General features: G+C 45.9%; 22 protein-coding genes. 16 read left to right on the forward strand and 6 right to left on the reverse strand.

Translation table 11 applies throughout. From position 1 onward, the window contains the following. Positions 1 to 183 precede the first annotated feature (183 nt). Positions 184 to 3,639: a pyruvate carboxylase gene (locus BUR42_RS06960; protein WP_074238533.1), complete on the forward strand. Its 3,456-nt coding sequence runs from the start codon at positions 184 to 186 to the stop codon at positions 3,637 to 3,639. Between the two features lie 124 nt (positions 3,640 to 3,763). Here BUR42_RS06960 and BUR42_RS06965 read toward each other — a convergent pair whose 3' ends face one another. Then, complete coding sequence (locus BUR42_RS06965) at positions 3,764 to 4,180, reverse strand: nucleoside-diphosphate kinase (RefSeq protein WP_074238534.1); 417 nt, start codon at positions 4,178 to 4,180, stop codon at positions 3,764 to 3,766. A 188-nt stretch (positions 4,181 to 4,368) separates the two neighbouring features. Between BUR42_RS06965 and BUR42_RS06970 the strand changes: the two genes are divergently transcribed. The 3 genes from BUR42_RS06970 to BUR42_RS06980 all read left to right on the forward strand — a co-directional run bounded on the left by BUR42_RS06970 (position 4,369) and on the right by BUR42_RS06980 (position 6,960). After that, on the forward strand, positions 4,369 to 5,373 hold the full coding sequence (locus BUR42_RS06970; protein WP_074238535.1) for a DHH family phosphoesterase: 1,005 nt from the start codon (positions 4,369 to 4,371) through the stop codon (positions 5,371 to 5,373). A gap of 19 nt (positions 5,374 to 5,392) precedes the next feature. Then, positions 5,393 to 6,280, forward strand: a complete 888-nt coding sequence (locus BUR42_RS06975; RefSeq protein WP_074238536.1) for an FKBP-type peptidyl-prolyl cis-trans isomerase — start codon at positions 5,393 to 5,395, stop codon at positions 6,278 to 6,280. 68 nt (positions 6,281 to 6,348) lie between these two features. Further along, positions 6,349 to 6,960 carry a hypothetical protein gene (locus BUR42_RS06980; RefSeq protein ID WP_074238537.1) on the forward strand — a complete coding sequence of 204 codons (612 nt, stop codon included), beginning with the start codon at positions 6,349 to 6,351 and terminating at the stop codon, positions 6,958 to 6,960. A 6-nt stretch (positions 6,961 to 6,966) separates the two neighbouring features. On the opposite strand, the gene BUR42_RS06985 is transcribed toward BUR42_RS06980, so the two are convergent. After that, complete coding sequence (locus BUR42_RS06985; protein ID WP_074238538.1) at positions 6,967 to 7,662, reverse strand: hypothetical protein; 696 nt, start codon at positions 7,660 to 7,662, stop codon at positions 6,967 to 6,969. Between the two features lie 275 nt (positions 7,663 to 7,937). Between BUR42_RS06985 and BUR42_RS06990 the strand changes: the two genes are divergently transcribed. The 3 genes from BUR42_RS06990 to BUR42_RS07000 all read left to right on the forward strand — a co-directional run bounded on the left by BUR42_RS06990 (position 7,938) and on the right by BUR42_RS07000 (position 11,414). Then, complete coding sequence (locus tag BUR42_RS06990; RefSeq protein ID WP_074238539.1) at positions 7,938 to 8,423, forward strand: hypothetical protein; 486 nt, start codon at positions 7,938 to 7,940, stop codon at positions 8,421 to 8,423. Between the two features lie 331 nt (positions 8,424 to 8,754). Next, positions 8,755 to 9,600, forward strand: coding sequence for a hypothetical protein (locus tag BUR42_RS06995; protein WP_074238540.1), 846 nt, complete (start codon positions 8,755 to 8,757; stop codon positions 9,598 to 9,600). Then, positions 9,588 to 11,414: a hypothetical protein gene (locus BUR42_RS07000; protein WP_074238541.1), complete on the forward strand. Its 1,827-nt coding sequence runs from the start codon at positions 9,588 to 9,590 to the stop codon at positions 11,412 to 11,414. Before BUR42_RS06995 ends, BUR42_RS07000 begins: the two co-directional genes overlap by 13 nt. 42 nt (positions 11,415 to 11,456) lie before the next feature. Here BUR42_RS07000 and BUR42_RS07005 read toward each other — a convergent pair whose 3' ends face one another. After that, on the reverse strand, positions 11,457 to 11,846 hold the full coding sequence (locus BUR42_RS07005; RefSeq protein ID WP_074238542.1) for a thiol-disulfide oxidoreductase DCC family protein: 390 nt from the start codon (positions 11,844 to 11,846) through the stop codon (positions 11,457 to 11,459). Next, entirely contained in the window at positions 11,843 to 13,183 is a 1,341-nt protein-coding gene (gene purB, locus BUR42_RS07010) for an adenylosuccinate lyase (RefSeq protein WP_234979621.1), read from the reverse strand. Before purB ends, BUR42_RS07005 begins: the two co-directional genes overlap by 4 nt. Before the next feature lie 81 nt (positions 13,184 to 13,264). Here purB and BUR42_RS07015 point away from each other — a divergent pair, with 81 nt between their 5' ends. Together BUR42_RS07015 and BUR42_RS07020 are read left to right on the forward strand one after the other, a co-directional pair. Next, the gene (locus tag BUR42_RS07015) at positions 13,265 to 14,002 is read left to right on the forward strand and encodes a menaquinone biosynthetic enzyme MqnA/MqnD family protein (protein ID WP_074238543.1); all 738 of its coding nucleotides are present in this window, start codon (positions 13,265 to 13,267) and stop codon (positions 14,000 to 14,002) included. A 32-nt stretch (positions 14,003 to 14,034) separates the two neighbouring features. Further along, the gene (locus tag BUR42_RS07020; protein WP_074238544.1) at positions 14,035 to 14,691 is read left to right on the forward strand and encodes an NADPH-dependent F420 reductase; all 657 of its coding nucleotides are present in this window, start codon (positions 14,035 to 14,037) and stop codon (positions 14,689 to 14,691) included. On the opposite strand, the gene BUR42_RS07025 is transcribed toward BUR42_RS07020, so the two are convergent. After that, on the reverse strand, positions 14,677 to 15,951 hold the full coding sequence (locus BUR42_RS07025) for a TCR/Tet family MFS transporter (protein ID WP_074238545.1): 1,275 nt from the start codon (positions 15,949 to 15,951) through the stop codon (positions 14,677 to 14,679). The genes BUR42_RS07020 and BUR42_RS07025 overlap by 15 nt on opposite strands. A 125-nt stretch (positions 15,952 to 16,076) precedes the next feature. Here BUR42_RS07025 and BUR42_RS07030 point away from each other — a divergent pair, with 125 nt between their 5' ends. Continuing rightward, positions 16,077 to 16,238, forward strand: coding sequence for a DUF1328 domain-containing protein (locus BUR42_RS07030; protein WP_074238546.1), 162 nt, complete (start codon positions 16,077 to 16,079; stop codon positions 16,236 to 16,238). Here BUR42_RS07030 and recF read toward each other — a convergent pair. Next, on the reverse strand, positions 16,227 to 17,312 hold the full coding sequence (gene recF / locus BUR42_RS07035; protein ID WP_074238547.1) for a DNA replication/repair protein RecF: 1,086 nt from the start codon (positions 17,310 to 17,312) through the stop codon (positions 16,227 to 16,229). The two genes, BUR42_RS07030 and recF, sit on opposite strands and share 12 nt — an antisense overlap. A 170-nt stretch (positions 17,313 to 17,482) precedes the next feature. Here recF and pdhA point away from each other — a divergent pair, with 170 nt between their 5' ends. The 6 genes from pdhA to BUR42_RS07065 are packed head-to-tail and all read left to right on the forward strand — an operon-like array spanning position 17,483 to position 21,617. Further along, entirely contained in the window at positions 17,483 to 18,475 is a 993-nt protein-coding gene (pdhA, locus tag BUR42_RS07040) for a pyruvate dehydrogenase (acetyl-transferring) E1 component subunit alpha (protein ID WP_074240485.1), read from the forward strand. Between the two features lie 42 nt (positions 18,476 to 18,517). Beyond that, positions 18,518 to 19,219 carry a tetratricopeptide repeat protein gene (locus BUR42_RS07045; protein WP_074238548.1) on the forward strand — a complete coding sequence of 234 codons (702 nt, stop codon included), beginning with the start codon at positions 18,518 to 18,520 and terminating at the stop codon, positions 19,217 to 19,219. Positions 19,220 to 19,228: 9 nt separating this feature from the next. After that, on the forward strand, positions 19,229 to 19,726 hold the full coding sequence (gene ribH / locus BUR42_RS07050; RefSeq protein ID WP_074238549.1) for a 6,7-dimethyl-8-ribityllumazine synthase: 498 nt from the start codon (positions 19,229 to 19,231) through the stop codon (positions 19,724 to 19,726). Between the two features lie 47 nt (positions 19,727 to 19,773). Then, positions 19,774 to 20,493, forward strand: a complete 720-nt coding sequence (locus tag BUR42_RS07055) for a (Fe-S)-binding protein (RefSeq protein ID WP_074238550.1) — start codon at positions 19,774 to 19,776, stop codon at positions 20,491 to 20,493. A gap of 30 nt (positions 20,494 to 20,523) precedes the next feature. Continuing rightward, positions 20,524 to 20,931 carry an EVE domain-containing protein gene (locus tag BUR42_RS07060; protein WP_074238551.1) on the forward strand — a complete coding sequence of 136 codons (408 nt, stop codon included), beginning with the start codon at positions 20,524 to 20,526 and terminating at the stop codon, positions 20,929 to 20,931. After that, positions 20,928 to 21,617, forward strand: a complete 690-nt coding sequence (locus tag BUR42_RS07065) for an SIR2 family NAD-dependent protein deacylase (RefSeq protein ID WP_074238552.1) — start codon at positions 20,928 to 20,930, stop codon at positions 21,615 to 21,617. Before BUR42_RS07060 ends, BUR42_RS07065 begins: the two co-directional genes overlap by 4 nt. Positions 21,618 to 21,654 lie beyond the last annotated feature (37 nt).

Here is a 21,654-nt window from a genome sequence, read left to right on the forward strand (position 1 = left end):
ATATGATGAATGCCGCTTTTTTTTGTACAAAATGGCTCGCCAATCGAAATCGGTTAAAGAAAATTAATTAAAATCCTCTTAATTTTAGAAATAAACGAATAAAAAACCTGATTCTTTTACTACTTTTATGCCCGCTGAATTTTAGCAATAATGTTATATTGAAGCTTCATTTCAACCACAGTTATGTCGGATTCATCGCTAAAGAAAATACAAAAGCTGTTAGTAGCAAACCGCGGAGAGATCGCGGTACGGATCTTAAGAGCAGCATCGGAATTACGGATCAGGACCGTAGCCATCTTCACATATGAAGACCGCTACTCGCTACACCGCTATAAGGCGGACGAGGCCTATCAGATCGGAAAAGACGATGAACCACTCAAACCTTACCTGGACATTGAAGCCATCATCCACCTGGCCAAAACCCAGGAGGTAGATGCGATTCACCCCGGTTACGGTTTCCTCAGTGAAAACGTTCAGTTTGCCCGCAGATGTAAAGAAGAAGGGATCATTTTCGTAGGCCCCGATCCTTCTGTAATGGACCAGCTGGGCGACAAAGTTGCCGCTAAGACCCTTGCCAGAAGAGTAGGAGTACCCCTGATCGAAGACAGTGAAGCAGAACTGAACGACCTGGCTACCGTGAAAAAGGAAGCCGCCCGTATTGGTTTCCCCATCATCTTAAAAGCAGCTTTCGGCGGCGGCGGCCGTGGTATGCGTGTTGTACATGCAGCAGATCAGCTGGAAAAAGCTTTCTCAGAAGCCAGGAGCGAAGCCGGAAAAGCTTTCGGTAACGACACCATCTTCATTGAAAAGTTCATTGAAGAACCCAAACACATCGAGGTGCAGCTCATGGGAGACAACCATGGCAACATCGTTCACCTCTATGAAAGGGATTGCTCTGTACAACGCCGTTTCCAGAAGGTGGTAGAAATTGCTCCATCACCCAATCTGCCCCAGGAAACAAGAGAAGAGATCTACGGATACGCGTTAGCCCTGGCCCGCGCCGTAAATTATAATAACGTAGGTACGGTAGAGTTCCTGGTAGACCGCCAGAACAAAGTTTACTTCATCGAAGTGAACCCCCGCATCCAGGTGGAACATACCGTTACAGAAGAAGTAACAGGTATCGACATCGTACGTTCCCAGATCCTGATCGCTAAAGGACATCACTTATCCGATCCCGAGATCTTCCTGAAAAACCAGGAAGACGTGAAGCTGAATGGTTTCGCCATCCAGTGCCGCGTTACAACAGAGGACCCGGAAAACAACTTCACTCCAGACTATGGAACAGTGATCGCTTACCGCAACGCAGGTGGCTTCGGTATCCGTTTGGATGAAGGTAGTGCGTACTCCGGCGTAAAGATCTCCCCCTTCTTTGATTCCATGCTGGTGAAAGTAACCGCTTCAGGCCGTACCCTTTCAGGTGCCGCCGGCCGTTTACACCGTACATTGAAGGAATTCAGGATCCGCGGGGTAAAAACCAATATCCGCTTCCTGGAAAACGTGATCACACACGACACTTTCCGCAAAGGCAACTGTACCGTTAGCTTTATCGACAAACATCCCGAACTGTTTAAACTCTCGCCGATCAGGGACAGGGCTACCAAAACCCTCATGTACCTGGCAGACGTTACCGTGAACGGGCATGTTGATGTAAAAGGAAAGAACGACAATAAACGTTTCCGCGTACCCACCATTCCTTCTTTCGATCCGCTGGCGCCTGTTCCAAAAGGCTCCCGCAACAAACTGGAAGAACTGGGCCGCGAGCAGTTCTCACAATGGCTGCGCAACGAAAAACCTGTTTACTTTACAGATACTACTTACAGGGATGCCCACCAAAGCCTTCTCGCCACCCGCGTACGTTCTAAAGACATATTAGCTGTAGCAGAAGGATATGCCCGCAACAACCCGCAGATCTTTTCTATGGAAGTATGGGGCGGTGCAACCTTTGATGTAGCCATGCGTTTCCTGCACGAAGATCCATGGCGCAGACTACAGAACTTAAGGCAGGCCATGCCCAATGTACTGCTGCAAATGCTGTTCCGTGGCTCTAACGCAGTAGGTTATTCCGCCTATCCGGAAAACCTCATCGCTAAGTTCATCGAAAAAGCAGCAGAGAACGGTATCGATATCTTCCGCATATTCGATTCCCTCAATGATATTGATGCCATGACGCCGAGCATCGGCTTCGTGCGCAACAATACCAAATCCCTCGCACAGGCAGCTATCAGCTACACCGGCGATCTGCTGAATAAAGACAATAAGAAGTATACCCTGGATTATTACATCACCCTCGCTAAACGTTTGGAAGATGCAGGCGCACACATGCTCTGCATCAAAGACATGGCAGGATTGCTGAAACCCCAGGCCGCAACCGTACTGGTAGGTGCATTGAGAGATGCTGTAAAACTCCCTATCGTACTGCATACACATGATACCGCATCTGTTCAGGCTGCTTCCTACCTGAAAGCCATCGAAGCTGGTGTGAACGTGGTTGATTGCGCTATTGCCTCTCTCAGTGGTCTTACTTCCCAGCCCAATCTCAATTCCATGGCCGCTATCCTGGAAGGGCATGAGCGCAGCCAGTACATGAACCTGCATTCCCTCAATGAATACAGCAATTACTGGGAAGATGTACGCGAATATTATTATCCTTTTGAATCAGATATGAAAGCCGGAACGGCCCAGGTATATGAGAACGAGATCCCTGGTGGTCAGTACTCCAACCTCCGCCAGCAGGCTGAATCACTGGGTCTTGGAGATAAACTGGAAACCATCAAGCATAACTATGCCGTGGTGAACCAGCTCTTCGGCGACATCGTAAAAGTAACACCCAGCTCTAAAGTAGTAGGGGACATGGCCCTGTTCATGACCTCCAACAACCTCACAGCGGAAGAAGTATTGGACGAAACCCGCAACCTGGCATTCCCTGCCTCCGTACAGGGTTTCTTCAAAGGTGAAATAGGTTTCCCTTATGGCGGATTCCCCGAGAAACTTCAAAAGATCGTACTGAAAGGGCAGAAGGCCCTCACCGGAAAACCCAACGGCCATTTACCTCCCGTTGATTTCGACAGTGACTTCGCGGCTTTCCAGCTCAAATACCCGCTGGCTGAATTCCTCGATTACCTCAGCTACCACATGTTCCCGAAAGTATTCGAAGAATACTATGAACATGCACAGGTATATGGTAATGTGGAAGCCATCCCAACACCTGCATTCTTCTACGGACTGCGCCTCGGTGAAGAGATCCTCATCACCTTGGGAAAAGGCAAAACCATCATCGTAAAGCTCGTGTATGTATTGCCAGCAGACGAAAGCGGCATGCGCACCGTGGTATTTGAACTGAATGGTTACACCCGCCGTGTGCAGATCAGGGATAAAGCCGTAAAAAGCGAAGTACCCGTAAACAAAAAAGTAGCTAACCCGGAAATAGAAGTAGGCGCACCATTACAAGGTAAGCTCTCCAAACTGCTCGTAAAAGCAGGAGATAGCATCAGCGCCAACACACCACTCTTCATCATCGAAGCCATGAAGATGGAAACTACCGTAACGGCTACACGCGACTCAAAAGTAAAAACAATCCATCTCCGCGAAGGCACCATGGTCCAGCAGGACGATCTGGTGGTAGAGCTGGATGCATAAAATAAAAGAGGGTGTATCAATTGAACGGATACACCCTCTTTTTTTATCTTCTAATAAGCCCGCAGCATAAAAAAAGCCCCGATGGAATCCCACCGGAGCTTCTTCAACAAAGTTATCTTTCAAACTAGAATTTCTCCAACCCACTGAAGAAGAAGTTCCCTTCAATCTCAGCATTCTCGTCAGAATCAGACCCATGCACCGCATTTCTGCCAATAGACTCAGCATAGATCTTACGGATAGTACCTTCTTCAGCCTGAGCAGGATTTGTTGCCCCGATCAGTTTACGGAAATCCTCAACGGCATTGCTCTTCTCCAGGATAGCAGCAACAATATGCCCGCTACTCATGAATTCAACCAACTCACCATAAAAAGGTCTCTCTTTGTGTACTGCATAAAACTCACCCGCTTTCTCAGCAGAAAGTTTCGTTTGCTTCATTGCTACGATCCTGAAACCTGCCGCGCAGATCTTATCAAGGATACCGCCGATATGTCCGTTTTCAACGGCATCCGGCTTGATCATGGTAAATGTTCTGTTACTCATATTGTGAATTAGTCGTTTTTTCAGATTTAATGTAAAAGGGGGTTCGCGCGCAAAAGTAAACAGTTTTTGTTTAGCAGTAAAAAATTTTGAAATACTGGCTCAAATGAAGAACTTCGCACTTCATTTGCCTGAACGAAAACAGGCTATTTATAACAGCTTGTTAATTAAAATTCTAGCGTTTTTTTGGAATGAAGCCAATCGAGGAAATTAAACCGTTACTGGAAAGCCCCAAGAAAGTGGTGGTCACCATGCACCAGAAGCCCGACGCAGACGCAATGGGCTCGTCATTAGCGATGTGCCACTACCTCCGCCGCAAAGGCCACGACGTAACGGTGATATCGCCTACTAATTTCCCTGATTTCCTCAAATGGATGCCCGGTAGCGATACCGTCCTCGATTTTGAGTCAGCTCAGGAAAAATCCATCAAGGCCCTGGAAGGAGTGGAGCTCCTTTTCTGCCTGGATTTCAATACCATGAGCCGCACCAAAACCATGGAGCCCTACCTGGAAAAGCTCCAATGCGTAAAAGTCCTCATAGACCACCACCTGGAACCCCAGCCGGATTTCGACTACGGTATCAGCGATACCACCGCCGCTTCCACTGCTCAACTGGTCTACGAGATCATCTATCGCCTTGGAGATGAGCATTATATAGATAATGACATCGCCCAATGCATCTACGCAGGCACCATGACGGATACCGGCTCTTTCCGTTTTGCCAGTACCTCAGCCCGTGTTCACCGCATGGTGGCCGATCTGCTGGAAAGAGGCCTCGAACACGAACTCATCCACCAGGCCATATATGATAACTTCCTGGAAAACAGGCTCCGATTCATCGGCCACAGCCTGCTGAACCGCATGGAAGTCTATTACGAGGCCAATACAGCCATCATGGCCATCCCTTACAGCGATCTGAAAAGGTTCGATCTGCAAACCGGAGACACAGAAGGCCTGGTAAATTTCCTTTTGTCCATCCAAGGCATTAAATTAGCGGCTCTGATTATCGACCGGAATTCAGAAGTAAAGCTCTCTTTCCGTTCAAAAGGTAATTTTGACGTGAACACTTTCGCCCGTAAATATTTCGAAGGAGGTGGTCATTTTCATGCATCCGGTGGCAGAAGCACCGATTCGCTCGAAAGAACAGTGCAGCGCTTTCTGAAAGCCATGCATGAAAATGAAGATATATTGCAATAGACTCACTTAATACAATCAAATGAAAAAGAACAACCTGTTACTTTTTGCTTCACTGGGCTTGCTGCTGGCAAGTTGTGGTAAAAGCGGCCCGAGAAAAACACCGAGCGGTATCGAATATACCGTTGCGAAAGAAGGTAAAGGAGACAAACTGAAAGTAGGTGATACCATCCTGGTATACTTTGCCTCTTACCTGAATGATTCCCTTTTGATGAAATCAAGGGACCAATCTCCTAACGCTATCCCTATGATCGTTCAGAAATCTACTATTAAGTGGGATCTGATGGACGGTTTCGCTCAACTGTCTGAAGGAGACAGCGCAATCTTCGTTCTGCCGATCGATTCTATGCCAGCAGAACAAAGACCGCCATTCGCAAAACCAGGCGACAAAATGAATGTTCATTTCATCGTGGAAGGTATCTATTCTTCAGCTAAGCAAACTGCTAAAGACGAAGTAGCTATTAAGGAGTATATCGATAAGAATAAACTGAAAACCGTAAAATCCCCTAAAGGTGTTTATATCGCTGTAACCCAGGAAGGTACCGGCGAACAACCTAAGAACGGAGATGTGGTTTCTGTAAACTATACTGGCAAACTGCTGGATGGTACTGTGTTTGATTCTAACACTGATTCCACTATCCGCCCGGGTATGCCATTAGAACCATTGACCTTCCCTGTTGGTCAGGGCCGTGTTATTCCAGGATGGGACGATGCACTCGCTCAACTGAAAAAAGGTTCTAAAGCTACTATCGTAATCCCGTCTGCATTGGCTTACGGTTTACAAGGCCAGGGTCAAACCATCAAGAGCAACAGCGTTCTCGTTTTCAACGTAGAACTGGTGGATGTTAAACCTGCTGAAGCTCCGGCTCCCGCACCAGCTGTTGAACCTGCTGCTGCACCTAAAAAGTAATCTGTTAACAGATATAAAGCAAAAAGGGCTGATCTTGAAGATCAGTCCTTTTTGCTTTATATTAGACTATGGGCACAAATGGCGCAGGTGTTGCTTTCAAAGTCAACTCCGAAAAATTCCAATTGAAAAAAGTAGTGAAGGAGCTCTTTGGAGGATCCTTTGAAGATCACAATGGTGACTTCTTCGATATCAGACGCCCGGACAGTGTATTTGCCGTAAAGACCAAAGACCTGATCGTACTCTGTAATTCAGGCTTTGCCGGGGAATTTTTCAAAAGCCAGGAAACATCCACCATAAAAAAATACCTGGACTATTTTTCAAACCCTGACTTTGTCTTTGCCTTTGAAGAGTATGATGCCAGTGAGTCTTATTCCTACTCGCTTATCTATAACGGAGAAGTTAAAAGACAGCTGTTCAACAGAAACGGTAAAGCAATCATTAATTTTGGCTCGCCGGAACGAAAGGAACTGAAATGGGAATATGCAGTAACATATAGGCTGGATAAAGAGGAAGGAGGATGGCTGGTTTATATAGATCCGGAATACGGTTATACATGCCATGAACCTTTTTTATATCAACGAAAACTACAGGAACTAATGATTGAAAAGCTGGGATTCACCAACTTGGATCTGGGCTTTGGTGATGCTACCATAGAAAAAGGGTATTTTAAAAAGATGTGATATCACTTAGCTCAGCATATGCGCTAATATAGAAGAACATTTCTCCCGGCATGGCGCATAAAACTCCCCATGTTTCCAGTGATCAGACCGGGTGGGGGCTCCCCACCAAAACTCTGCCAATGCCAATGGCTCCATCTTATGTTGAAAAGCGTATTGCAAAAGCTTCGGCCCGGCGCATTCTCCGGCACCCGCAGGAGGGGTCTTATAACCAAACAGTTCAATCAGGCTTTTAGATTCTCCTAACTTATTTAAAAAATGATACTGTTCAAAGATCCTGTGCTGTAAAGAAACAGAATGGTCCTTCCGCTGTATTTTCAACAACCGCACCTGTTCCTCGTCCGTTCCGGGAGAATTGATCTCCTCGTTGATCTTTGTTAGCCTCGTCATTCCTTCATTTACAAACCCGCCTTCCACCAGCCCGTCAAACACAGGTGGTACAAATCCTGCATGGTGGTTCTCCCCCGCCAGTTTCCCGGAAAAAGCGGACAGGTAACCCAGTTCCCCCGTTTCCGTTCTTACCACCAACACCCCAAACATCTTCCCCGTCCATTCCTCCTGGTGCTGTAATTGCAACTGCAACTCGCTGACAGCGAGGAGGCTGAGAGGGTGGAGGGCATTATCCAGCGAAAACGCAAGCCCTTCCGCCAGCTGATGTACAGGAAGTGATGTTTGAAAAGGACGAAAAGCAGAACAGGTGGTCATATAAAAAAGCCTCCGGAATTCCCGAAGGTCCGCAAAGGTATGCCAGAAAGGCTTCTAAAACTCAAACCAGTACCTATTCACCCTTAAAAAATCAACCGGAAGCTGGTATTCCATAAAGCATCCCAATTCAAAAAAATCCAATTCCCCATCCCCGGCAGCACCCTCCATGCTCATTCAAAGCTCACTCAGATTACTTAAATAGGCTTGACATAGGCTTAAATCAGGTTAAAAATAAGTTTGTGATAGTAAAATATAATATCTACCTTAGTGTTGTTATGGCAATATCCAGAAGTGTAATACTCCGCGGGGCAAGCGGAACTTTCGCAAACGAATTCGTCCTGCGCCAGCGGAATGGAAAAACCGTTATGTGCAAGATGCCCAAGCCATATCCACCTAAAACCGCCAACCAACTGGCCAACCAGGAGCGTTTCAAAAAAGCCAACAACTTCGCAAAAGCAGCCATTAAAGACCCGGCGAAAAAAGCATACTACAAATCAATAGCCAAACCCGGCCAAAGTGCTTTCAACGCAGCTTTTCAGGATGCTTATCATAAACCGGAAGTGGAGGTCTCCAAACAAGACCAAAAGATCATCGTCAAAACAAAAGGGAAACACCGTATAGAGAAAGTAAAAGTGGGAGAGCACTTCGCCGTATTTAAAAATGAACAGTGGGAGTACGAAAACAAACAACCCGGCGGGTTATTGAAGGTCTTAGTGTATGACGTAGCAGGAAACATCTGCTCCATGGAGATACAAACGTGATTCAAAACTAACTATACATAGATCATATCCCTGTGAATTACTAATCCATTAATAAAGAGGGTGCCTAACTATTGGGTGCCCTCTTTATCTGTAAATCTAAGCCAATACAACACGCCAAAATTTGGAAATCTAAAAAGGTTCCTTTAGTTTAGTATTGCTTTGCGATGTTTGCGCAACTTTAACTCCAATCCTCTGAATTGACCATTATTAAGTTCTGATTTTTTCCTGGTGAACTTGTTTGTGCTGGAGATGCTCCATAGACTATCATGTGCTATAGATGAATGGACTGGATCACAATCGCCATGATATTTAATTATTTAAATTCGACAGCATGCCTGAAAATATACCTGAAAAAGTGCCCGAAAAAGCACCTGATAATCCCTATAGCCTTTTCAGTGATCTACTCAAATTGTTTCCAAAATGGCTTCAGAAAATACTGTTTTTACTGGCGTTGGCAGGGACAGGCTTCATACTGTTTAAAATATATTGGCCATCAGAAAAGCAGCAGGTCGAAAAGGGATCATTTTATACCATACAGGGAACTGCTATTTTGAAAAAAGATGGCAGGAAAACCGTACTTACCCAATATACCATTAGTCTTGGAAATGCAAGCCCATTACAGCGTTCTGAGACCGACATGAATGGTAATTTTTATATTGAAAATGTAGAGCTTCCGGCAGATAAAGCAGTGATCTATCTTAAGGCTACACTCGATGGTGTTCTAAAATATTCAACACATGAGGATATCAAGGCTTTGCTGCAGCCTGGAAAAAGCCACGACCTAATACTTGGCGATGTCGAATTTCGGGAAGATAATACTCCGCCACCACCAGCGAAAACATTTGGTATAAATATCCCGCATAAAGGACTGAGAAATCTTATACAATCACATACCGGCCTTTTATACGCGTACAATTCCACCTTGCGCATTGAAGTGAAGCAGACCAATGAAATAAAAAAGTTAGACAATGGTCTCTATTATTATCCAGGCGGCACATTGGAATTCAGGATTCCAGCCACAGGCTGTCATGCAAATCTGGGTTTTCCAATAGAAGGCACATTTCACGCTGGCAACGACTCAAGCTACGTATCTGATAGGATCCAGGAAAAGATCAATGAAATAGTAAAGAACAACACATCTGTTATTGCCCAAAAAATTGCCAAATGTTTCGAATAATAGGCTGTGTGCTGCTGATAGCCACATTAACTATACCATCTTTTGCTCAGGAAAACGGCAAAAGTATTTTGATCTACACCAATGATCAAAAATTCCTGGTACCACTTATAGAAAAATTCCTGCGGGAATTATCCATAGAAGGTACCCCTGTTTTTTCAACTGTTACCAATCTCAATGAAATTAATGCTTCCATTAAATCAGATGAAGTGTTAAGGGAAATCATTCAACGTCTTTCCAACAGAAGCTATCCTGTATCAAATAATGCAAAGATTTACCTTAAAAAAGTGGCGGATCAGTTAGAAGCCCACGATCTATTCCTTCGCATTTATATAAACAGGATCGATAATGTTTTGGAATATCAATTTTACCTCTATAATTCAAAAGCTTTTACGAAAGGTACTTCCGGTCAATTTCCCCAAAATGATATTGTTAAACCAGTTTATTTTACCAGTTTCATAGTGGACATCAATAATTCCAATTATAAGGATATCCTTAACCTGGAAGTCAAAAAGATGATCAGCGAAGAGTTTCCTGCTACTAATCAATCTCCCCTGGCATTTATAATGTATGGATCTGACAGACGTGCCAAATATTATGTTGCACTGAATGATACAATAACACTTAATGGAGGTTTCAGTCGGGACCTGGACCCTGTAGGAGGGAAATTAAAGTATTCCTGGATCGGGGAAGAACGCCTTGGCCCTGATGAAGATATCTATCAGGAAGTACTTACTGATATTAACGGAAGATGCAGCTTTGTTGCCAATAGAGTGGGTTCCTACCGGGTATTTCTTCAGGTATTTGATGGTATTGATTATTCAGCGGTAGATTCCGTAGATTTCATTATCCGTCAAAGACCAATTATACATATCCCATATAAAACAGTGAAAACAGCATACGTGAATTATTTATGGGAAAAAAAGAAAAACATTTCAGGAACCCTTGAAATTTTTTGTTCATCTCGCGTCATCAGCACGCCATATCTAATAAATGAACGATTAAGGAAGGACACGCTAGCACTGGTGGTTGAATACTTTTCGCCCCTTCCGTTTGGAAAAAGAAGATTGAAGCGTAACATTGACCAGATATTCCAGCGGGATGCTATGGACACAACAGTTGTGGCTCAAAGAATGCCCCTGGGGTTTAAGCTTTATTTTCAGACCCCCCGGAATAAAACCGTAGAGGAAGTATATTCTGTGGGAGTATCCGGAGAGGGGAATCTTAGTAGCAATTCAGAGAAAATTACTGTAAGGCATTTGGCTTATTCGTTTTTATCCCTGCATTTGAGTTACCAGACTAGTAGTTTTTCTTTTAGAGAAAATGGTCCTCCTGATATAGGCACCATTGATCATAGAGAAACAAGATTGGGCCTCGGATTTAATTTATTACCTCTGCAAGAAGAAGACGGAACGGGAGAAATGAGTCTTATGGATGGGGAATTTTCGATCGGAATTCCGATATCACGCAATTCAACTGTCAATAAGGTCAATATTCCTGCACAAATGGCCATACGTTTTAAATATATTTGGACAAGGGCCAGGATTGGGATTTCATTTGGGCTTTCTGCTATGTGGGCCAATGTGCATTTTGAAAATAAATATATTAATAAAGGTGAAGCTTGGTCAAAAGCAAGACTATTTACCGGATTCAATGAAGGGCTGGAAATAAGGCCTTTTAAGAGAATACCCTTGTATCTTAATGCCATTATTGATTTATCCATCCCGTATTACAGCTTTGAGGTACCCGACCGGGGAAAAGTAAAAATGGAATACCATTATTTCAATTTAGGGGCAAGGTTTAATCTATTTCAATAAAAAAGAAGGGCCGTACCAAAAGTAATTTGATGCACCCCTTCTCTACAAAAACTTCTTCCTCACCTTTTCATCCGGCACCATACATTGGTCCTTCTTCCCAAACCACCTATACCTGTTCTTCGCGAACCAGCTATATAATAAGTTCCGCAAACCAACCGGGATCACTATTCCTGCATATAACAGATAATAAGGAAAACCCAGGTGCCGAAGCACTCGCAACACCGCCGTACTCCGCGTATAGGCCTTATCGTTATCTATCAGCACAAAGGAATCCATGTTATTCTTCAGCCCATGTTGTTGCAGCAGGTCCTGCCCCGCAGCAGACTGCAAAGGAGCAAACTTAAACCGGTTGTGCTTATCATGCCTGATCACAAAGTTCACACTGCCGTTGCAGAATTTACAAACACCGTCAAACAGGATGATCAGGCTCAATGGATACCGGTATAATTATGAGGGGTGATCGCTTTCAGCTCTTTCTTCAGGGTAGCACTGATCTTCAGGCCATCAATGAATTTAAGCATTGTTTTCTGCGTGATCTGCTCACCGTTACGCGTTAATTCTTTCAACGCTTCGTAAGGCTGCGGATAATTTTCACGGCGCAAAACAGTTTGTATCGCCTCGGCAACAACTGCCCAGTTATTCTCCAGGTCAGCCTGCAATTTCGCCGCGTTGAGGATCAGTTTGCCCAAACCTTTTTCGAGGGATTTAACAGCCAGTATGGTATGCGCCATTGGCACACCAACATTGCGGAGTACAGTGGAATCCGTGAGGTCGCGCTGCAAGCGGGAGATAGGAAGTTTAGCACTTAAGTGTTCAAACAAAGCATTCGCCAGGCCAAGGTTTCCTTCCGCATTTTCAAAGTCGATGGGGTTCACTTTATGCGGCATCGCAGAAGAACCCACTTCGTTCTTTTTGATCTTCTGTTTGAAGTAATCCATGGAGATATACGTCCACACATCACGCGCAAAATCCACGAGGATATTGTTCACACGTTTTAAAGTATCAAATTGCGCAGAGAGGTTATCGTAATGTTCAATCTGCGTGGTGTATTGCATCCTTTGCAGGCCCAATACCCCATTTACAAACTTATTGCCGAACTTCTCCCAGTTGATGGAAGGGAAAGCCACATGGTGCGCATTGAAATTCCCCGTTGCACCACCAAATTTAGCTGCAAAAGGTATCTGGCCTAATAATTTGATCTGGCCTTCGAGCCTTTCCACAAACACGAGTATCTCTTTGCCCAAACGGGTAGGAGATGCGGGTTGACCATGTGTTCTGGCCAGCATCGGAACGGCTTTCCATTCCTTTGCCAGTTTCTTCAGGTGAATGATCAGGTTGGAGATGGCAGGCAGGTAAACATGCTCTACTGCTTCCTTCCAGAGCAGGGGAGTAGCGGTGTTATTCACATCCTGGGAAGTAAGCCCGAAGTGGATCCACTCCAGTTTATCTTCCAGGCCAAGGGCTTTCAGTTCGTTCTTCAGGAAATATTCCACCGCTTTAACGTCGTGGTTGGTGATCTTCTCTGTATCCTTTACCAGTTGAGCGTTTTCAATGGTAAAAGATTGATAGATGTTCCTTAAAGCAGGGATCTTGGCTTTTGGCAGTGTAAAAAGCTTCTGGTCCGCCAGGGCTATGAAATATTCTACCTCTACCTGTACACGGTAGCGTATCAACGCAAACTCGGAAAAATAGGGAGCCAGTTCTTCCAGTTGTCCTCTGTAACGCCCGTCTACCGGGGAAATAGCAGTTAAAGCTTGTAATTGCATCATATTTTAATTAACCAGTCAATATAGCCCCAGCATTTAGTTTGCAGGAATTACTTTATTTTTGCAGGCTCAAAATTACGGAAATTGGAACGGAAAGTAAAAGTAGCGGCAGTTAGTTATTTGAATACGAAACCTTTATTATATGGTTTCAGGGATCATAAAGTGTTACGCTCCATGGAGCTGACAATGGATTATCCGGCTAAGATAGCCCGCCAGCTGATTGATGGAGAAGTAGATCTGGCCCTGGTGCCGGTGGCAATTATTCCAAAATTGAAAGAATACCATATCATCGCAGATTTCTGCATTGGTGCGGAAGGCCCTGTTGCCTCTGTTTGCCTTTTCAGCGAAGTACCCCTGCAGGAGATCAAACGCATTTACCTCGACTATCAAAGCCGTACTTCTGTAGCCCTTCTGAAGGTTTTGGTACAGGAACACTGGAAACTGAACGTGGAATTTGTGGAAACCACCGGAGATTACCAGGACCTGATCAAAGGAACCGACGCCGGGCTCGTAATTGGAGACCGTGCCCTCAGACAACGCCTCGTTTCCCCTTATATATATGATCTCGGCGAAGCCTGGGTCCGCTTCACCAGCCTGCCTTTTGTGTTCGCAGCCTGGATCAGCAACCGCCCGCTGCCTGTGGAATTCATCCAGCAGTTCAACGATGCCAACCAGATCGGGCTCAACAATCTCCCGATGGTAGTATCAGAGAACGGCAGTCCGGATTACGACCTCACCACTTATTATACCCAGAACATCAGTTACCGTTTAACGCCTGCAAAGCGGCAGGGCATGCAAAAGTTCCTCAGTTACCTGCAATAAATGCTTAACTTTCAATACTAAATTCATGCAGTATGAAGGCAGGCATCATTGGTTCTGGCGTGGTAGGTACTACCATAGGCCAGGGGCTGGTACGTTTAGGCCACTCCGTTATGATCGGAACACGGCATCCCAAACAGGAAAAACTACAGCAATGGATGATGGAAAACAGCCCTGGTGGCAGTGTTGGTACCTTCGCTGAAACAGCCGCCTATGGAGATGTGATCTTTCTTTGTACAAATTGGAGTGGTACGCAGAACGTGATCGAGCAAGCCGGTGTATGGAATTTTAAAAAGAAGATAATTATTGATATCACCAATCCCCTGGATGGCAAAGGGCCTGATAAATCCGGGAGGCTTGGACTGGCCCCCGGCAATAGCAATTCCGGAGGAGAACAGGTACAGGCCTGGTTACCCGATGCCCATGTAGTAAAAGCCCTCAACACCGTAGGCAACCTCCTGATGATCAACCCTCAGTTCCAGGAAGGAGATCCCACCATGCTCATTGCAGGAAACGATAACCTGGCCAAAAAAGCAGTCAGCGAGATCCTCCGTCAATTAGGCTGGAAAGACATTGCAGACATCGGCAACATCGAAATGAGCCGTTACCTGGAAGGGCTAGCGGTGATCTGGTGTGCTATCGGATTCCGGGAAGGCAGCTGGGACCACGCTTTCAGGTTACTGCGGAAGTAGTTCCTCCCGAATGCTTTCCTCCTTAACAGCGGAAGTCTCAGCAACAGCAGTAGTTTTCCTGAATGCCCTGATAGCCAGCACAGCAGCAATAGAAGTCATAATAGAAGCCAGGAAGAATGGCGCTCCCGGGAAACGGAAAACCGTATCCTTCTTCGTAAAGAAGTGAAACACCCCTGTCATCACCAAAGGCCCGATAATATTACTCAAACTGATCAGGCTGGTCATAGCGCCCTGTAATTCCCCCTGTTCAGAAGAAGATACCTGGTTACTCATAATACCTTGCAGCGATGGCCCAAAGACCCCGCCCATACTATATAATACCAGGATAGCAAACATCATCCATCCGGCCGTGGCCAGGCCAAACAGCAAAAAGCTGGTGGTATAGATCAGTAAACCAATGTAAACTGCCCTATGGTAGCCGAGTTTCGGCAGAACGATCCTGATCAGCCCACCTTGCACAATGGCCAGCAGGATCCCTGAAAGGGAAAGCGAAAGCCCCACCATATCCTCTTCCCAGTTGAATTTATACATGTTATAGAACGTCCAGTTGCTTTGAATGGCATGAACAGCAGTATAGATCAGGAAAACTGCGCCCAGCAGGGAATAGATCTTCTGATAGTTCTTCAATTGCTTTAAAGTACCAACCGGGTTGGAACGTTTCCATTCAAAAGCCCGCCTGTTCTCTCTTTTAAGGGATTCCGGCAGAATGAAATAACCATACAGCGCATTTAATAAAGACATACCCGCCGTTATCAGGAAAGGTGCATGAACACCCCAGAGCTTACTGGCAAATCCTCCGATAGAGGGGCCCAGCGTAAATCCTATCCCCAAAGCCATCCCCAGCAGGCCAAAGTTCTGAGCCCGTTTTTCAGGGGTACTGATATCTGCAATATAGGCGGAAGCCGCTGTGATACTGGCTCCGGTGAATCCCAATATGATCCTTCCCACAAATAACCAGAAGATAGAAGGCGCAAAAGCCAGGAAAAGGTAATCCACGCCCATACCAAACATGGAAAGCAGGAGCACGGGCCTCCTTCCGTAACGGTCACTCAGCCCTCCGAGGATAGGCGCACACACAAATTGTATAATGGCATAGGAAAAAGTAAGCCAGCCACCGTATTGGGCAGCATCACTAATATCGCCACCGGTAAGGGTTTCAATTAGTTTGGGAACAACGGGGGAAATAATGCCAAACCCGGTAAAATCGATCAGTAAAGTGATGAAGATGAACGATAACGCCCACTTCTGCCTGTCAGCCATTGTATAAAAATTTGGGCAAAACTAGCAGGAATAAAACTCAGAAGGATTAAACAAATGACGTACACAATTTGTAATCGTTGAACGTGGAATGATAATTGTAAACTCTACTTATAAAACCATACATTATGTTACGCTGGGCAGTTATTTTCCTGATCATCGCCATTGTGGCTGCAGTATTTGGATTCGGCGGGATCGCCGCTGGCGCTGTTTCTATCGCGCGTATCCTCTTCTTTATCTTCGTGGTATTGTTCCTGATCTCGCTGATCGGCGGTCTGCTAAGGAAGTGATTCCTGCATATTGATCAGCTGGATCATTTCCGGATTGCCGGAGAATGCCTGTAATAGCCGTTCTCCGTGTGTATCTGTAATGAACACCTGTCCGTAACCAGGCCCCTGCACCAGTTGGATGAGCCTGGAAACCCTTTCCTGGTCCAGCTTTTCGAACACATCATCCAGCAAAAGGATAGGAGGGAACTGTTTATGCTCCCGGATGGCTTCGTACTGTGCCAGTTTCAGGGCAAAGAGGAAACTCTTGCGCTGGCCCTGGGAAGCACTGGTTTTCATGGGATGTTCATCCAGCAGGAACAACAGATCGTCCCGGTGGATGCCCTGTGTGGTCCTTTGCATTTGTTTGTCCCGCAGGCGGTTAATGGCCAGCAATTCAAACAGGTCCCGCTCCAGGAGCTGGCTTTGATACCGGAAAGCCACTACTTCATGACGCCCTGCCAGGTAATCATATTTCTGCTGTACCTGTCCGATGAAGGTCTGGAGGAAAAACTTCCGGGCTTCGAAGATCGGCACCCCATGTTGTACCAGTTGTTCATCAAACACATCCAGCAAAGCGTCAGGGGAGGGGGCCAGTGATTTAAGGAGGCTGTTCCGTTGTTGCAGTACCTTATGATAAGCGATCAGGTGGTCCAGGTAGCCAGGTTGTAACTGGGAAAGCAAACTATCCAGCCAGCGGCGGCGGTCTTCACTTCCCCCGAGAATGATCTCTGCATCGTCCGGTGCAATCATCACAGCCGGGAACTGACCAATATGGCGGGAGAACTTCTCATAACTTTCCTCATTCAGTGCAATCTCCTTTTTCCCTTCCTTTACCGTACAAACAATCTTCTCGTCCCGCGAATGCCTTACAAAATGAGCTTCCAGCCGGAAACCATTGGTGGTATACTGCACATTCTGGTTTTCAGCCGTACTGAAATAGCTTTTGGTGAAACAGAGATAATATATGGCATCCAGCAGATTGGTCTTGCCGGAACCATTATGCCCGGTGATGCCCACAATCCTCCTGGAAAAGTGGAATACCCGGTGGGAGTAATTCTTAAATTGGGTAAGTGCTATTTTAGAAACAGATAACAAGCTTGTGGTATATAATTAATATAATCAAGTAATATTTTTAACAGGTAGAAGTACAATATATTGCGCGTCTCCGCCTGCCTTCCTACTTCGTTCCGCAAAATTGCTTGAATTTGCAGATTTTCCTGTTATATTTGCGAACAAATTTAGAAATAGTGCAAACTTTAACAGACGTGAAAACGAAATTCTCCAAAGAGACCTATCTATACTGGTACGAATTGATGCTGTTACTGCGCCGCTTTGAAGAAAAAGCCGGGCAACTTTACGGTATGCAAAAGATCCGTGGATTCTGTCACCTTTACATTGGCCAGGAAGCGATCGCTGCCGGAGCCATGACAGCTACCAAACCCGGTGATAAATTCATTACGGCTTATCGTGATCACGCCCTGGCAATCGCTAAAGGTATTTCTCCTGAGGCCTGCATGGCGGAACTGTATGGTAAAGCAACAGGTTGTTCCAAAGGTAAAGGTGGCTCTATGCACTTTTTCGATAAAGAACTCGGTTTCTTTGGCGGTCACGGGATCGTAGGTGCGCAGATAGGTACAGGTGCTGGTTTGGCTTTTGCTGAGCAATACCTGGGTACGGATAACGCTGTACTTTGCTTCTTTGGTGATGGTGCTGCCCGCCAGGGTATGCTGCATGAAACCTTTAACATGGCCATGCTGTGGAAACTTCCCGTAGTGTTCATCTGCGAGAACAACCACTATGCAATGGGTACTTCTGTAGAACGTACTTCCAATGTACTGGATATCTATAAACTGGCAGACGCTTATGAAATGCCTGCTGATTCCATCGACGGAATGAGCTGCGAAGCGGTACACGAAGGAGTGGACAGGGCTATTAAACGTGCCCGTGAAGGTGGCGGACCAACCCTGCTGGAGATCAAAACTTACCGTTACCGCGGCCACTCTATGAGTGACCCCGCTAAATACCGCACCAAAGAAGAGGTAGAAGAGTATAAGGACAGGGATCCCCTGACTGTTGTGCTCAAAACACTGCAGGACAATAAATGGATCACTGATGCTGAACTCGAAGCCATCACTGAGCGCGTAAAGAATAAAGTGGAAGATTCCGTTAACTTCGCTGAAGAAAGCCCATGGCCTTCTGACGACGAATTGCTGAAGGATGTATATATCCAGCAGGATTATCCATTCATCGTAGACTAATACGGAACCCTATTACCACTATCTAATATATTAGAGCAACACATGTCAGATAATAAAACAAACACCAAACAACCGGCACCAGCCGCTAAGAACCAGGACTTTGATCTGCAGCACACGGCAGACAGGGCACAGGACTTCTACACCAGGAACAAAAATGTGATCAACATCGGCTTACTCGCCGTAGTGGTGATCATCGGAGGTTTCTTTGGTTACAATCGTTTTGTAAAAGCGCCCAACGAAAAGAAAGCACAGGAAGCCATCTTCGGTGCACAGAACTTCTTTGCCGGGGATTCTTTCAAGCTGGCACTCAACGGAGACGGTAACACCTACGGTTTCCTGCAGGTGATAGACAAATATGGCGGAACAAAAGCAGGCAACCTCGCTAAATACAGCGCAGGCGTTTGTTATGTGAAACTGGGCGATTACCAGAAAGGTATCGATCAGCTGAAAGCCTTTTCCAGCAGTGATCTCGTGATCCAATCCCTTGCAAACGGGCTGATCGGGGATGCTTACATGGAACTGAATAAAACAGACGATGCCGTTTCTTATTATAAGAAAGCAGGCGCTGCTGACAACATGCTCACTTCCCCCATCTACCTGCTGCGTGCAGGCCTGGCGCTGGAAAAAGCAAACAAACCGCAGGACGCTATTGCGGTATACGAACAGATCAAACAAAAATACCCACAGACGAACGAAGGCCGTGAGATTGAGAAATACCTGGCCAGACTGGGAGTGGTGAAATAACTTCGGGAAATGTCTATATATAATCAGACCTTACTCAACGACGCTGGCATTCTTCACCTGGAGGGTGCCAGTGTTGTTATTGCATATACGGAATGGAACGACTTTATTGTAAATGAGCTGGTAGCGGGCTGCGAACGCTCACTGGACCAATACAAGACAAAGTTCACCAAAGCCGTGGTACCTGGCGCCTTTGAATTACCCTTTGCCTGCAGGCAGATCTGGGAACAAACAAAGGGTACCGGTTCACAACCCTCCGCTATCATAGCCTTTGGCTGTGTGATAAGAGGAGAGACCCCTCACTTTGATTACGTTTGTAAAGCCGTAACAGACGGTATCCTGCAACTCAACCTTGAACTCCCCGTACCTGTTATATTTGGTATACTCACTGTGGATAACATCGAACAGGCCAAAGACCGTCTCGGTGGTGCCCATGGTCATAAGGGAGAGGAAGCTGCGCTTACCGCCCTGAAAATGATCAGCTTCCAGAGGCAGCTGGCCAGGATTTAAGCGCAAAAGAGTACTTTTAAGGAATTACACGCAATCTGATACTGACAATGAACGTACAGCTATTCATACCATGCTTCGTAGACCAGCTATTTCCTGAAACGGCTTTTAATATGGTGAAAGTGCTGGAAAAACTGGGATGTAATGTAAGTTACAATACAGACCAGACCTGCTGTGGCCAACCCGCTTTCAATGCAGGTTACCAGAACGAATGCCGCTCCGTTGCCACTAAATTCCTGAAAGATTTCCATACATACGATTACATAGTTGCACCCAGCGGGTCCTGCACAGGTTTCGTCCGTAACTATTATGGCCAGCTGTTCGACAACTCTGCCGCGCACAACGATGTAAAACTGCTCAGAAAGAACCTCTTCGAATTCACCGAGTTCCTCACAAACGTGCTGAACGTAAAGAACGTTGGCGCTACCCTGGAAGGCATCGGCACTTATCACGATGCCTGTGGCGCATTGCGCGAATGTGGCATCAAAGCAGGTCCCCGCCAGTTACTCGAAAACGTGAAAGGCCTCGAACTGAAAGAAATGAACGATTGTGAAGTATGTTGTGGTTTCGGTGGTACTTTTGCCGTGAAATACAAACCCATCTCCATGGGAATGGGAGAGCAGAAAGTGCTCAATGCTATAGACAGCGGAGCAGATTACCTGATCTCAACAGACCTCAGCTGCCTCATGCACCTGGATGGTTACATCCGCAAACATGGGCATAATATCAAAGTCATGCATATCGCTGATGTACTGGCCAGTGGCTGGTGATCAGTTATTATCAATATAACACTCGTCCGAATGCAATACTGGTTAGTGAAATCCGAACCATCTAAGTACTCCTGGGATCAATTTGTAAAAGACGGCAAAACATTGTGGGACGGCGTACGCAATTATGCTGCACGCAACAACCTGCGCGCCATGAAAAAAGGAGACCAGGTGTTATGGTACCATAGCAACGAAGGCCTTGAAATTGTAGGCATCGCCAAAGTAGTGAAAGAACATTACCAGGACCCTACAACCCCTGATCCCGCCTGGCTTTCAGTAGACCTGGCCCCTGTAAAGAAATTAAAAAAGCCCGTCTCCCTCGCGCAGATGAAAGAGGAAGAAAGCTTGCAGAATATGGACCTGATACGCCTCAGCAGGTTATCTGTGGGTGCAGTGAAAGAAGAGGAATTTAAGAAAGTACTCGAAATGGCAGGCATGTGAGCAAACCTAAACTCATAGTACTCACAGGCGCTGGTATCAGCGCAGAAAGCGGTCTCCGTACTTTCAGGGACAGTGATGGCCTGTGGGAAGGATATGATATTTACGAAGTAGCTTCTCCTATGGGATGGCAGAAAAATCCTGCGCTCGTACAGGATTTCTATAACATGCGCCGCAAAGATGTGATGAATGCACAACCCAACGCAGCACACATCGGTTTAGCCAAACTGGAAGAACATTACGACGTACACATCATCACACAGAACATAGACGATCTGCACGAACGCGCAGGTTCCACAAGGGTTTTACACCTGCATGGAGAGATCACCAAAATGCGCAGCGAGCTCAACGAAACGGAACTTTTTCCCATCACCGGCGATATCAAAATGGGAGACCTCGCAGCAGACGGAAGTCAGTTCCGCCCGCATGTAGTTTGGTTCGGAGAAGCTGTGACGATGATAGAACCTGCTATCCTTGAAATAGTACAGGCAGATGTGTTTGTATTGATCGGCACCTCACTGAATGTATATCCTGCAGCGGGTTTGGTGGATTATCTGAGACCCGGCATTCCCAAATACATTATCGATAAAAAGATCCCGCCCGTAAAAGGTTCCGGTTATCACCTCATAGAAAAACCAGCCACAGAAGGAGTGGAGGAGTTGCTGAAACTCCTGTCGGAAGCGCAATAGAACTTAAACGCTTAGCAAACTGCCAATAAAAAAAGCC

This window comes from Chitinophaga niabensis, from assembly GCF_900129465.1.
Lineage (GTDB): Bacteria > Bacteroidota > Bacteroidia > Chitinophagales > Chitinophagaceae > Chitinophaga > Chitinophaga niabensis.